The organism is Pseudoalteromonas sp. MMG013 (genome assembly GCF_018100885.1).
GTDB lineage: Bacteria > Pseudomonadota > Gammaproteobacteria > Enterobacterales > Alteromonadaceae > Pseudoalteromonas > Pseudoalteromonas aurantia.
In genome coordinates this window covers 120,081-133,839 of the sequence record NZ_JAGJEE010000005.1, presented here as the reverse complement: position 1 = coordinate 133,839, position 13,759 = coordinate 120,081, and the positions used below count along the sequence as shown (strand labels likewise).

Genomic DNA, 13,759 nt, shown 5'->3' with positions numbered 1-13,759 from the left:
TTTATCAGCGTTCCCCATGCGAGTAAATAAATATTATCAAAAAATATGATAAAGTACTCCGCAATGGCACTTGGAGAAACTAAATTGAGCTATCAATCGCGCAGTACTATACCCCAACATGTTTATACCGTTTCTAGATTAAACAAAGAGATCCGAGCTATTTTAGAGCAAGGTTTTGCTCAAATTCAGCTTACTGGAGAAATTTCTAATTTTGTTGCCCCTGCGTCAGGTCATTGGTATTTTTCACTCAAAGATGAAAAAGCGCAAGTCAAAGCCGCAATGTGGCGCGGTAATAATCGCCAATGCAGCTATCGCCCCGTCAATGGTTCACAAGTGACATTACGCGCGCGTATCTCGGTTTATGAGCCAAGAGGTGATTACCAAGTCATCGTCGAACATATGGAGGCAGCGGGTGAAGGCCTGCTGAAACAACAGTATGATGCACTCAAGTTAAAGCTCGCAGCAGAAGGGCTATTTGGTAGTGTCCATAAAAAGCCTTTGCCTGCAAAAATCAATAAAATAGGAGTCATCACTTCTGCCACAGGCGCTGCAATTAAAGATATTTTATCCGTGCTACAGCGTAGAGCCCCACAATTAGAAGTGGTTATTTATCCCTCACAAGTACAAGGCAAAGACGCACATTATCAATTAATAGAAAAGCTTCAACTTGCTAATCAACGTAACGAAGTCGATGTCATAATCATAGGTCGTGGTGGTGGTTCACTCGAAGATCTATGGTGCTTTAACGAAGAGCTATTAGCACGTGCCGTATTTGCCAGCACGTTGCCTGTGATTAGTGCGGTTGGCCATGAAATAGATACCACTATTTCAGATTACACGGCTGATTTACGAGCCGCAACGCCCTCTGCAGCTGCTGAATTAGTCAGTCCAGACCAAGAGGTTTTACTCGCTGAGGTTCAAAGTTATAAAAACCAGCTGAGTAAAGCTGCAAACAACCATATTGCACATGCAAAACAGCATGTACAAGTACTATCTCAACGACTACGATTGCAACACCCAAAAAACCAATTAATGCAGCAATCTCAGCGTGTTGATGAGCTTTCAATGCGTTTGCAGCGTGCTTTTAATCAACGTCAACACACCCTCATAAACCGTATGAATTTGCTAGAGCAAAAATTAGAACATCAACACCCTAAAGCGCACATTAACATTGCAAAGCAGCGCCTAAGTCAATTACAACAACAATTACACCGGTTACAACAACGCAAGCAAACTGAACAACAAAGCCAATTGGCTTTACTCGCTGCAAGGTTAGACAGTGTTAGCCCGTTAAGTGTACTAGCGCGAGGATATAGCATTACAAAAACAAATAAAACAGTCATAAAATCGATTGCTCAGCTCCAAAATGGCCAAGCTATAACGACACAATTTAATGACGGGATGGTACATTCTCAAATAACTAAAATCACAGCGAATTCAAAGTAGCTTTATCTAAGTACTCGCCATTTTTATCTTGCTTGGTAGGAAAAGGTGTTGTCAGGGACAAGGTATGTTCGAAACCATGCCCTAGTGGCTAGGGGCTGTTGATCTTTGCTGTTCTATTTTTGTTCTCTTTGAGCATGCTTTTATCGCGGCGCTTAATATGTGGCCTAGTAATCTAAGCGAATATTAAGCAACAAAGAGAAAGGGGTGCTAAAAAGAACCTGAAAGATCAACAGCCCCTAATATAATTTAGCGGTAAAATAAGTTACAGCATCGCACTCGTATAAGAGTCGTTCACTGACTGAGGTTGATCTTCTAAGAAGTTTTGATTCATGCTTTCTGCTGGACATGGACAACTCGGCTTGCCCACCACTTTCGCAGGGATCCCCACAACCGTTGTATGTGGTTTTACGGGGTTTAGTACCACTGAACCCGCACCAATTCGAGCTCCTTCCCCTACTTCAATGTTACCAAGCACTTTTGCTCCCGCTCCAATTAATACACCGGCACGTATTTTTGGATGTCGATCGCCTTGTTCATTACCTGTACCACCTAAAGTGACTGACTGCAAAATAGAAACGTTATCTTCTATGATGGCAGTTTCCCCTATGACTATACCAGTCGCATGATCAAACATAATGCCATGACCGACTTTACAAGCAGGATGGATGTCAACACCAAATACTTCGGAGGTACGGCTTTGAACAAACCTAGCCAGCTCTTTTCTGTTTTGTCGCCATAAACAGTGGGCAAGTCGATGTGCTTGTATCGCATGAAAACCTTTCAGATTCAAAATTACTGTTAAGTAACTATCGGCAGCAGGGTCTCGATCTTTAACAGCTTTTATATCATGTGCCACATGAGTCAACATTTTGTCACAATCAACAAAGGCTTGGTCAAATAACTCTCTAATGGTAAATGCAGACACCACCCCATCTGCAAGTTTATTGGCCACAATAAAACTTAATGCAGAGCCCAAACATTCATGATTAAGCACACTAGAGTAAACATGGCTGGCGAGCAAAGGCTCTACATTGACTAATTCTTTAGCCTCTTTTTGAAGTTGTTGCCAAATTTCATGACGCATAAGGAAACCTAAATATGGAGGTAGTATTCGCTGATTCTAACGGCTAAACATAGGATATGTTACTGCTATTCAAAACCTTCTCGGTATTAGTTATAACAAACTGCTCTTTGTAGAGCAATCATATCAGCGCTTTGGTCATGATGAAGTCACAAATGGATGGTATAAATATGCGCACCTTTATATTAAGTTCAACATGTTAGGTTAATTTATATTTAACATAGGGCAACTCATGGCACAAACAAGCAAACCCAATGGCACTGGCGTTGTGAGAATCATCAATGCCACTCGTTGTTCGATAGAGGGGTTAATTGCTGCATATCAAGAAGAAGCCGCATTTAGACAAGAGCTTTATTTAATACTGATATTATTCCCCAGCTCATTTTTTCTGGCTAAAAGTATCACACATTGGGCATTACTCATTAGTGTATTGCTATTGGTGTTGATTGTTGAATTACTGAATTCGGCAATCGAAGCCCTCACTGACAGAGTCAGTAAGTCCCACCACGTATTATCGGGCAGGGCAAAAGATATGGGGTCTGCCGCAGTTACACTTACGTTAGTGATTGTTGCGTTCGTCTGGGGAAGCGCTGCCGTTGATTATTTTACCTAGTTAACCTCAGGTTTGGATAAGGGTTTTGGAATAGGAAATATTTTGAAAACAAACTTACGTACATTCAAATGATGATATTTTGTTCAATATCAAGGCGCTTTTATGCAGTAATAGCGGGCTATTACAAATGAAAGCAACGCCGAGAGTGAAAAAAAATAGCTTTATTGGGCAAATTCGCTGATCCAGAGCTGAGGTTAGTCATTAATCAGAAAAGCCGCGATATACTCGCGGCCTTATTACTTACTTCAATAATGATAAAGTCGTTTACTCAAAGAGTCGTTTCACATCTTGCACATCAATATTTGCTGCTGGAATTGATAACTGATAGCTCTCAATGTGCTTATCTTCATTAATTAAAGTATCAGGTTTATCTGAATTATACTTCATAGGAGATACTTGCTCAGACGCCAAACGTTGTTGCATGTCTTTACCATCCCCTGTGATGAATACGTAATGCATATTCTCTGTTTGTAGTGTCTCTTTAATCACCCGGTTTACGTCATCTACTGTTAAAGTGGCCAATTGCTTGCGCACATACTCAACGAAGTTCCCAGTATTATAATACTCCCCGTCTAGGGCATACCCTAATTGGCGACTTTGGCTCGCAACAAGTTGCGGTACAAAATTACTCAAAAAGTTACGCGTCGCATTAAAATCTTTGTCACTCATACCATTGGCAATCAGTTTATCTAACTCAAATTTTGCAACGCGTGTTGCGAAGTGTGCATCATTATTTGAGCGTAATGGACGTAACCAGATTTGAAATATTTGCTCCGAACGCCCTAAGTTCGCATCAGGTTTTGTCTGGAACATGCCGCGTGGGAAATACTCAATATAAGAGTAATCCCCATAGTTCATGCCACGGGTTTGGCGAATACGCTTATACAAGAAACTGTTTGAACTACGGTGCTCACCAAAGTATGAGCGAACTAACCACAAAGCAGTCCAATCTTTAGAGCTACGAATTGTATCTATTGGAAAGCCAAAAGATACCGCCGTTGACTTTGCACTTTTCTCTACAATTGTTGCATGGCGACCGCTTAATACTGGCGCATCTGGCACCATTAAACGCGCTTCTTCCCCTTTAGGTAATTTAGCTAAATCTCGTAACATCTGTGCTTTAACTGTATTTGAAAGCGCACCAGTAACCCCAACATTGAGTTTTGCTTGGGTAAACTCTCTCTGATAGAACGCTTTCACATCTGCAAGTGTTAATGCCTCTAGATCTGACAAATCACCGAAGTTGTAACTTTCATATGGATGACCTTGATACAGTTTGTGATAAAGCACTTCTTTTCCAAGCTCTTCATCATTAGATGATTTTAACCCAGATTTAATCCCATCGATAAGCTCTTTCTTTAGACGTTTAAAATCATCCTCTCGAAAACCAGGCTCTAACAACTGTGCGCTAATTAAATCATACCATTGCTGCGCATTGTCTTTATGAACACGGCCATGCAATGAAATCATTTCTTTATCAATTTGATACCCAAAGCTACCTGCGATTGGATATAACGCAGCTTGAATTTCTTTGTAAGATTTAGTTTGTGAACCCCCATTGGCGATCATGGCAGCCGTTAGTGCTGCAACACCTTTTTTACCGGCAGGATCCGCAGCTGCACCGGTATAAAACAGTAAATTCACATCAACAAGCGGAGAGCTATTGGTTTTATCCAACACCTTGAAGTGCTGCTCCACTGGCTGTTTAGCTTGATTAACAAGCACTGAAAGTGGTTTCTCTTCTTCGAAGCCTGATACTTTATCTAAATCTGACATTGTCACCGTTGTACGGTTAGTGTCTACAAAATACTTATTCGCAACGGCCCTAATATCTGTCGAGGTGACCGAATCTGCTGATGAGTAAAGTTGATTTATCACTTCAGGGTCTCGCTTAAAATGCATATATCTGGCAAGCGTTGAAGCAATGGCCTGCGATGAATCTAAGCCATTAATAAAGCTATATTTACGGTTTGATTTTAGTGCGGCTAGTTTATCTTCGTCCACTAGCTCAGTGCGCGCTTCGGCGTACGTACGATTAACGGCATCTCTAACTCGTGCTAAGTCTTGCTCTTTCTCAACTTTAACAAACACATGCAATAATCCTGGATCTTTAGTCTCAGGGTTATACGGAAACATTTGACTGGCGATTTGTTTATCAACCACGAGCTCTTGATAAAGTGCTGAGTTCTCACCAAAATACAGCTCAGAGATCAAATCCAATGCCGCTCGGTCTTTCTTTTCTGGTAACCATGGCGCGCCTTTATAAGAAACCAATAACCAATGTCCAGGCATACCTTCGAACTGCTCATGCACGTACTTTGCTTCAGTTTGCTTTGGTTCAACCGGTACCTCAGCCTTGAAGTCACCTTTTTTCCAGTTCCCCCAATGTTGCTTCACTGCATTCATTGTTTCTTGTGGGTCAACATCGCCCACAATGATCATTGACACATATTCAGGTTTATAAAAGCGCTCAAAGAATGTCTGTCCGTAGGCCATTTGATCAGGCATCGCTTCAATGTCTTCGAAAAACCCCATAGTCGTGTGTTTATAGGTATGTGTATCAAAGGCTTCTTTACGTACTGCCGACAATAACTTGCGAACCGGATTTGCATTGTTCTTTAAGTATTCACCTTTTACAGTCAATGCTTCAGTACGAAATTGCTCTTCTGTATAGGATAAATTTTGGAAAATATCTGCTTCAATTTCAAGTACTTTATTCAAGTGCTCTTTTGAAAAGCTGAGGTAATAGTTCGTATAATCATTGGTTGTATATGCTCGATTGTCTACACCCGAATTTTTCAATATATCTGAATACACATCTTGCGGATATTTTTCAGATCCTTTAAACATCATATGCTCAAAGAAATGGGCAAAACCGGTTTTACCCGCTTCTACTTCATCACGAGATCCCACTGATACGGGGATCTGCAATGAAACAACGTCTGGATAATCCGTTTTCACAATCATCACCCGCAAGCCATTATCTAATTCTTCAATGACATATTCTTGCGAAAATACTTTGTTACTTACCGCTGCACTCTCTGTTGTAACGACATTTTGTTTACTGTTATTACTTATACACCCAGTTAGTGCGAGTGTTACCGCCAAACTCGTTGCCAATAATTTAAATTTCATATGTGTTCCTTGCTCTCAATTTTTATAATTAGCGCTATTAGCTAACTCAACAGAGCAATTATGCCGTAAATCCTCCCGACTTTTACCGGAACTCGACAGATAAATGTAAAAAAATATGTCGATAAATTACAGCAGCATGGCTTAGCTCATGAAAATAATTCATGTTTATTGAATAAGTTTCAACAAATAAATCTATCTAGACGTCTAAATGGCTGCTATATTTACACTATCAAAATGACCTAGGCTGGAATGAGGATTATGGCTTTATCACTGCAAGAGAAAATACAAGACCCTAAACAAGGCGTGTACCTTATAGGTACAACACCACCAAAAATTGGGACTGATAGAGCGCAATTGGAAACCATCGCCAGTAAATTACTCGGTAGATTACACGAAATCGAATATGATGGGGTTGTCATCTACGATATTCAAGATGAAAGCAGCCGTACGCAAGCGCCTAGACCATTCCCATTTAAAAATACCGTAGATCCATGTGAATATAGCCAATTAATTAAAACACTTTCTCATCTTGATGTGATCACATATAAAAGTGTTGCACAGCGTGATGCATCCGAATTTAAAAACTGGTTAACCAACAGCAAAGATAAATTTGATCTCAATAACCTCGTACTTGTTGGCAGTCCATCCTCTACTGGCAACATCAAGTTAAGCTTACCGGATGCTTATAAAGCACTTTCAGAGCATCAAGAGTCATTCTTCTTAGGTGGTGTAACCATCGCTGAACGCCATGCAAATAAAAAAAATGAGCAACAGCGATTAATCGAGAAAACGGCTCAAGGGTGTAAATTTTTCATATCTCAAGCCGTATATAATGCTCAAGCCACAATCGACTTAATCACCAGCTATGTCCGTACATGTAAGCAGCAAGGGATCACACCACAACGTATTATTTTAACATTCACTCCCTGTGGTGGACAAAAAACGCTAGAGTTTATGGAGTGGTTAGGGATCTCTGTGCCAGAGGCGACAAAATGGCGCATGCTAGACTCAGCAAGTCCTTTGAGTGAATCCATACGTATTTGCCGAGAAAATCTAGATTTAATCTTGCAAAGCTGTGCACACTTAGATATTCCATTAGGGTTAAATATTGAAAGTTTAACTAACCGTAAAGAAGAAATCGATGCATCTATAAACTTATACCGATTACTCAAAGCGACCATGGAATTAAACTTAGCTGAAAAGCAAATTGCATAATCATAAAAATTCAAATATAGAGTCGTTATTAGACCTTACGCCGTGCCGTTTTTGCTTGATACATCGACTTATCAGCTTGGGCAATTAATTGCTCTAAATCAATGAACTTTTCATCGGTTACGGCACTACCATAACTAAACGTTACTTTGGGCAATGCATTACGCGTCAATAGTAATTCAAACTGGTCTTCTAGCCGTTTCATTAATTCAGAAATCCATTCACCATTTGGTCCTTGCACAAACATCAAAAACTCATCGCCACCTAGCCTACCAGCAAGATCATCATCTCGACTGACGCTTGTTATCGCTTGTGCAATACTACTCAGTACTTTATCGCCTGTGGTATGTCCGTATAGATCATTTACTGCTTTAAAATCATCTAAGTCGATAAAAATACAATAAAAAAACAACGCCATTTTTAGCGCAATATCACGTTTATGTTCAGCCAAAGTAACAACTGCACGACGATTATAAATATTGGTAAGTGGGTCTAGCATCGCAATCGTGCGCATTTTACTAAAGCGGTGCATCAATATAAGGTCATCTTCGAGCATATCTCGCAGATGCTCAATCAACTCAACCATACTGATATCATATGATGTGATTTTAAAGTCCATCACACACAGCGTACCGAATGCGCTACCGTCAGGCCAATGAATAGGAACCCCTAAGTATGACTCAAAACCATCCTCGCTCACTTCAGGGTTAGAGTCCCACTCTGGGTTAATACTCGCATTACGCTCGTACAGTGCCGCATTTTCCGCCACCACTTTTTTACAGAAAATATTGGTTTCAAGGGGGATTACCCCACCAACAGAATAAGGGTTGTCGCTGTTTTTATTTGCAACCAGTACCGAAAAGCCCGCTTCCTGTGCCTGTACAATAAAACCAGCCGGTGCATTAAAAACTCTGGCCATTAAATCAATGGTTTTTTGCCACTTTGCCAATGTTTCTTGAGATTTTGTTTGCTGTAATAGCTCAGGATCTGTGGTCATTCGACAACCTCTTAACTGTCTATACGATTTACTCTAGCACCTGTTAAGCATAACAATAAAACCCATATACTGTCGCACCAAAAATAACATTATCACAATAATTATCGGCGACGGCGGTGCACGCTCTTTCCTAAAATATGCTTTTTATCTCTTTGCTTTCGTGATTTGGCTGAGTTCTTTCGATTATCTTTAGGCTCTTTTGTTAAATCAGGTTCATAGCCTTGCAACCATTGCGGCGTTAAACGCTCACCAAGCAGTACTTCCAACTCTTCTAATAGCCATTGTTCATCAATACTCACTAAAGACAAAGCGGTACCTGCTTTCCCCGCACGGCCCGTGCGCCCGATACGATGAATATAATCTTCGGCTACAAATGGTAATTGCGCATTAATAACATAATTTAAATCAATGATATCAATACCACGAGCCGCAACATCCGTTGCAACCAACACACGTGTTTTTCCAGATTTAAACTGCGCGAGTGCTTTGTCTCGCGCGCCTTGCGATTTATCACCATGAATTGCCAATGTCGCTAACCCATCTTTATTGAGCTCTTTCGCATATTCATCAGCCATATTTTTCGTTCTGGTAAAAATAAGCACTTGTTGCCAGTTATTTTTCCCTATCAAATGCGACATCAATTCTCGCTTGCGATCATCATCCACAGCATAAAACAACTGTTCTACTTTTTCCGCTGCGCTATTATCAGGGTCAACCCCAACTCGCTGCGGCTTTGTCAGCCATTGAGCCGCCAGCTTTTGTACTTGATCGTCTAACGTCGCTGAGAAAAGTAAAGTTTGCCTATCTCCTGATAAATGACGCATGATACGTTTTATTTCACCAATAAACCCCATATCGAGCATGCGATCAGCTTCATCAAATACTAAGTGAGAAACACATGCTAACTTCAATGTCCCTTTTAATAAGTGATCAAGGAGACGCCCTGGTGTGGCCACCACAATATCAACTCCTGCCCTTAGCGCTTTTTCTTGAGGGCTGATATTTGCCCCCCCGTAAATACACGCAACTTTTATGCCCGTATGTTGGGCATACGCTTGAGTATTATTCGCAACTTGCTGTGCTAACTCTCGGGTAGGTGCTAGTACCAAAGCACGAACTTGTCCACTATGCTCAGGTACTTGCAATAATTGATGTAAAATTGGCAATATAAAAGCGGCCGTTTTCCCCGTGCCTGTCTGAGCCGTCGCCAAAAGATCTCGTCCAGCTAAAATCTCAGGAATGCTTTGTTGTTGTATCGGCGTCGGAGTGGAAAAATTAAGCGTGTTTAACGCCTGATTAAGTTCAGGGGCTAATTGCAGAGATTGAAATGACATGGTGGCTACTCACAGACAAATAAAGTGGCCGAAGTATAACAAATGCGCGCCATAGATGCGCGCATCTCACATTGCTATCGCTTAGTTACAATGTTGCTTTTCTATTGTTGTAATAGGCAATTAAGTCATCTACAGTCTCTTGACAGTATGCCCTAATCCCAGATACCAACATATGCTTTTCACCTCGGCCTACAAGCTTTCCACCATTAAGTAGCTTGAAACGCAAAATAATCTTACCGCGCTTGCCTTCATAGCTAAACTCAGGCGTATCAGACTCCAGTTCAACAGATTCTAAATTTGTATCATTCAAATGAATCGCCATTGATTCGTAAATCACCATGGGGCGAGCAGGATTGATCATGACATTTTGCTGTGCCATGAGCGGGATAATTACATGCGGAAAGGCTGTTCCAGAAAACTCGACATACTTTTTCGTTAAACTCTCAATAAGACTCGGACAAAGATTAGCATCCCCATCACGTTTAACTGACATCATTACTTTGTCATTTGAGGTGATATCAAATTCTTCATTACCTTGCGGAAAATTTAATTGAGATGTTTCATCAACCATACCTAAAAATGAAAAGTGCATATTGTCGCTGATACCATAACGCTGCAATACTAACGCAAAGAGTAAATCACCAGGTACGCAAAACTTTTTAGCATCAACATCATGAAGAGGATTAAAATCATCTGCGATTTGTTTTGCAAATTGACTACCTTGCTCACGGGTGATCACCACGTGCTCGCCTTGTTCTTGGTAAAAACGACTTAACATATATTCTTTCTTTATCAGCTATAAAACCGCGCTATGTTATCAGAATATTTACAAAAAGAGGTCGAATCTGTTGAAATTTAAACATAAAAAAAGCCACAAACGGTAAATGTGGCTTTTTATAGACGTAATTCAAAGAATTAGATTATGAGTTGGGGTAATCCCTATAAGCTTTTTCTAGCTTTTTAGCTTGCTTTTTCGAGACACCAATATGTGCAAGCGCCACACGCAAACGTGCGCGGGATAGATCGGAACCTAAGATTTCCATTGCATCTAACACCGACGTAGACGACGCTTTCCCCGTCACAGCAACAAAAATTGGTTCTAAAAACTCTTTAATTTTGAGTTCATGGAAAGTTGATACTGATTTAGCAATGGCAAAGATTTCACTTTTTTCCCAGTTACGTAGCCCTTCGAGTTCCCAGATAAAAAATTGTAGAGCTTGACGTACAGTCTCTTCCTCAGCTTTACCTGCGGTCAATAATGCAGGGTCATACTCAGGAATACCGCCAACAAAGTGACCCGCTAAATCAACCAAGTCTGATAGCGTATTTATACGTGCTTTTGCTTCAGGCAAAATACGCGCGAGTGTTTGACTATTAAACTTCCAGTCAACAAAGCGCTGGATAAGCTGTTCGTCAGTCAAATTTTCACGGATCCAAAGACCATTTAGCCAGCTTAGCTTATCGACATCAAATACCGGACCGCCCAATGAGACTCGCTTCATATCAAAGTGCTCTATCATTTCTGCTAGCGTGAACTTTTCACGCTCATCAGGCATAGACCACCCCATTCGACCAAGATAGTTCAGTACAGCCTCAGGTAAAAAGCCCATCTCTTTATAATAATTGATAGAGGTTGGGTTCTTTCGTTTGGAAAGCTTCGATTTATCTGGGTTACGTAGTAGTGGTAGGTGGCCTAATACCGGCGCTTCCCAACCAAAGTCTTCATAAAGCTTTAGCAATTTAGGAGCGGAGTTAATCCATTCTTCACCACGGAAAATATGACTGATCTGCATATGATGGTCATCGACCACGTTCGCCAAGAAATAAGTTGGGAAACCATCCGCTTTTAATAGCACTTGCATGTCGACATTTTCCCACGGGATCTCTATCTCATCGCGCAAGTAGTCATTAAACTTAAACGTGCCTTCAGCTGGGATCTTCATACGAATAACGTAAGGTATACCAGCTTCTAGGTTTGCTTTAATTTGCTCTTCGCTTAAGAGTAAACCACGTCCATCGTATTTTGGACGTAAGCCCTCAGCCATTTGCTCTTCTCGCATTTGGTCTAGCTCTTCAGCCGTTGCAAAACAATAGAAAGCTTTCCCCGCTTCAACTAGCTGGTGTGCATATTTTTTATATATGTCACTACGTTCTGACTGGCGGTAAGGGCCAAACTCACCACCAACATCGGGACCATGATCCCACTCAAGGCCCAACCAACGTAAGCTATCCATAATTGCGAGTTCTGACTCTGAAGTGCTTCGCACCTGGTCTGTGTCTTCAATACGTAATACAAACTCACCACCTTGCTGTTTAGCAAAACAGTAATTAAACAGTGCAATATAAGCGGTGCCTAAATGCGGATCACCTGTCGGTGACGGGGCTACACGAGTACGGATAGTCATGTGGATTCTCTTAAATATCAGACGATAAAATATGGGTTGATATGCTAGCATATCAACCCATATTCTCAAATTTTCTCATTGTTCATTGAACGGCAAATTATGCAGCGTTATCGAGCTTTTGTAGATAGCTGACAATATCACTTGATTCATATAACCAAGTTACTTTGTTATCTTGTTCAATACGTAGACAAGGCACTTTAACTTTGCCGCCTTGCTCTGCTAGTTCTTGGCGATATTGTGCATTACCTTTGGCATCACGAGTTTCTATTTTTAGCCCTTCTCGTTTAATCGCTCGACGCACTTTTACGCAAAACGGGCAAGCTTTAAACTCATACAGCTTAAACTGTGCCGTTTGTGTATCCAGTGCCAATTGCTGTTCTGATGGGCGCTTTTTACTGCTAGGTGTAAAAATAAAATCAAGTAGTAAGATTATGCGCCCGAGTAACCAACGTACAAATTTCATGTTTATTCCCGTGTCTAAATTATAGGGCAATCATATCACAAGCTAAAACAATTCAATATCGCTATGGATTGGTTCTAAGGGCACTATGTTTAAATCATCAAAAAAGGTCATTTTATTACGACCATGTTGTTTGGAATAATATAACGCTTGATCAGCTTGGTGGACTGCCTCTGATGTTTGTCCAATATTAACCAAAGCAACAAAACCGCCACTGACCGTAATCGAACCCACTTGTGGGAAACGAGCTGCTTCAATCAACATCCGAATCCGCTCTAACCCGTTAAATGCAGTGGTCGGACATTGGCTCGGAAACAAGACAGCGAATTCTTCCCCACCATAACGAAATACATAATCTTCAGCTCTAAAACTACTTTTTAATAATTGCGCCACCAGCAAAATAACTTCATCGCCAATAACATGACCAAATGTATCATTTACGCCTTTAAAGTTATCAATATCAAGCATCGCTAAGTACCAGCGACGTTCAGCATAACCTTGACGCATCGCAGCATGGTTATCACGAGCGACAACACTTAAAACCTTTTCTTCAAAAGTCTGTCTATTCAATAACTGAGACAGGGGGTCAATACACGCATAATGCAGCGTAGACAATTGTTTTACAAATACATTAAGTAGGTGCGCTATTAAAGATTCGAGGGGAGAGATTAATTCATCTTCTATCAGTTCAATAACCAAAAAGCCCAGTATATTATTTTCGAATTTAGCCGGAAAAATACATTTCCTATGGTAATAATGTACTTCTACACTGGGTTTTAGCTTCTCTAACCGCTTTACCTGAGATTCAATATCAACCTCAGTAAGCGTTTCTTCTAAATAAGTAAAAACTGTATTTGGTATTTTTTGTGGTGTAAATTGCTTACAAAAAAGTAATGCGTAAGCGTGATTACCTTGAGTAAGGTGCTCAAGAATTTTGTCAAAACACGCATCAAGTGCACATTCGCTTTTTTGATCCAATAAGCGAGCGGTTAACTCATGGCCACACTGAGTCGCTATCGTCATTTTAAGCCTCTCAAATACCCTTGAGATTATAGCTTAGTCTACCCTATACATTT

General features: G+C 40.7%; 11 protein-coding genes. 3 read left to right on the top strand and 8 right to left on the bottom strand.

Going from position 1 to position 13,759, the window contains the following annotated elements; translation table 11 throughout:
• Positions 1 to 63: 63 nt before the first annotated feature.
• On the top strand, positions 64 to 1,446 hold the full coding sequence (gene xseA, locus J8L98_RS07290; protein ID WP_210995881.1) for an exodeoxyribonuclease VII large subunit: 1,383 nt from the start codon (positions 64 to 66) through the stop codon (positions 1,444 to 1,446).
• A 262-nt stretch (positions 1,447 to 1,708) separates the two neighbouring features.
• Here xseA and cysE read toward each other — a convergent pair whose 3' ends face one another.
• Positions 1,709 to 2,530, bottom strand: a complete 822-nt coding sequence (gene cysE, locus J8L98_RS07285; RefSeq protein WP_210995880.1) for a serine O-acetyltransferase — start codon at positions 2,528 to 2,530, stop codon at positions 1,709 to 1,711.
• A 229-nt stretch (positions 2,531 to 2,759) separates the two neighbouring features.
• Between cysE and J8L98_RS07280 the strand changes: the two genes are divergently transcribed.
• Positions 2,760 to 3,140 carry a diacylglycerol kinase gene (locus J8L98_RS07280; protein ID WP_210995879.1) on the top strand — a complete coding sequence of 127 codons (381 nt, stop codon included), beginning with the start codon at positions 2,760 to 2,762 and terminating at the stop codon, positions 3,138 to 3,140.
• Between the two features lie 264 nt (positions 3,141 to 3,404).
• Here J8L98_RS07280 and J8L98_RS07275 read toward each other — a convergent pair whose 3' ends face one another.
• Positions 3,405 to 6,275 carry a pitrilysin family protein gene (locus tag J8L98_RS07275; protein WP_210995878.1) on the bottom strand — a complete coding sequence of 957 codons (2,871 nt, stop codon included), beginning with the start codon at positions 6,273 to 6,275 and terminating at the stop codon, positions 3,405 to 3,407.
• A gap of 258 nt (positions 6,276 to 6,533) precedes the next feature.
• On the opposite strand from J8L98_RS07275, the gene J8L98_RS07270 reads away from it, so the two are divergent.
• Positions 6,534 to 7,490, top strand: a complete 957-nt coding sequence (locus J8L98_RS07270) for a hypothetical protein (RefSeq protein ID WP_192506377.1) — start codon at positions 6,534 to 6,536, stop codon at positions 7,488 to 7,490.
• 28 nt (positions 7,491 to 7,518) lie between these two features.
• Here J8L98_RS07270 and J8L98_RS07265 read toward each other — a convergent pair whose 3' ends face one another.
• From J8L98_RS07265 to J8L98_RS07240, 6 genes are all read right to left on the bottom strand, one after another.
• Positions 7,519 to 8,484 carry a sensor domain-containing diguanylate cyclase gene (locus J8L98_RS07265; protein ID WP_210995877.1) on the bottom strand — a complete coding sequence of 322 codons (966 nt, stop codon included), beginning with the start codon at positions 8,482 to 8,484 and terminating at the stop codon, positions 7,519 to 7,521.
• A gap of 101 nt (positions 8,485 to 8,585) precedes the next feature.
• Positions 8,586 to 9,818, bottom strand: coding sequence for a DEAD/DEAH box helicase (locus J8L98_RS07260; protein WP_210995876.1), 1,233 nt, complete (start codon positions 9,816 to 9,818; stop codon positions 8,586 to 8,588).
• 85 nt (positions 9,819 to 9,903) lie between these two features.
• Positions 9,904 to 10,596 (bottom strand): DUF3581 family protein, encoded by a 693-nt coding sequence (locus tag J8L98_RS07255; protein ID WP_210995875.1) that lies wholly within the window; start codon positions 10,594 to 10,596, stop codon positions 9,904 to 9,906.
• A gap of 142 nt (positions 10,597 to 10,738) precedes the next feature.
• On the bottom strand, positions 10,739 to 12,223 hold the full coding sequence (gene gltX, locus J8L98_RS07250; RefSeq protein ID WP_210995874.1) for a glutamate--tRNA ligase: 1,485 nt from the start codon (positions 12,221 to 12,223) through the stop codon (positions 10,739 to 10,741).
• 97 nt (positions 12,224 to 12,320) lie between these two features.
• Positions 12,321 to 12,686 (bottom strand): glutathione S-transferase N-terminal domain-containing protein, encoded by a 366-nt coding sequence (locus J8L98_RS07245; RefSeq protein ID WP_192506372.1) that lies wholly within the window; start codon positions 12,684 to 12,686, stop codon positions 12,321 to 12,323.
• A gap of 42 nt (positions 12,687 to 12,728) precedes the next feature.
• Positions 12,729 to 13,706: a GGDEF domain-containing protein gene (locus J8L98_RS07240; protein ID WP_210995873.1), complete on the bottom strand. Its 978-nt coding sequence runs from the start codon at positions 13,704 to 13,706 to the stop codon at positions 12,729 to 12,731.
• Positions 13,707 to 13,759 lie beyond the last annotated feature (53 nt).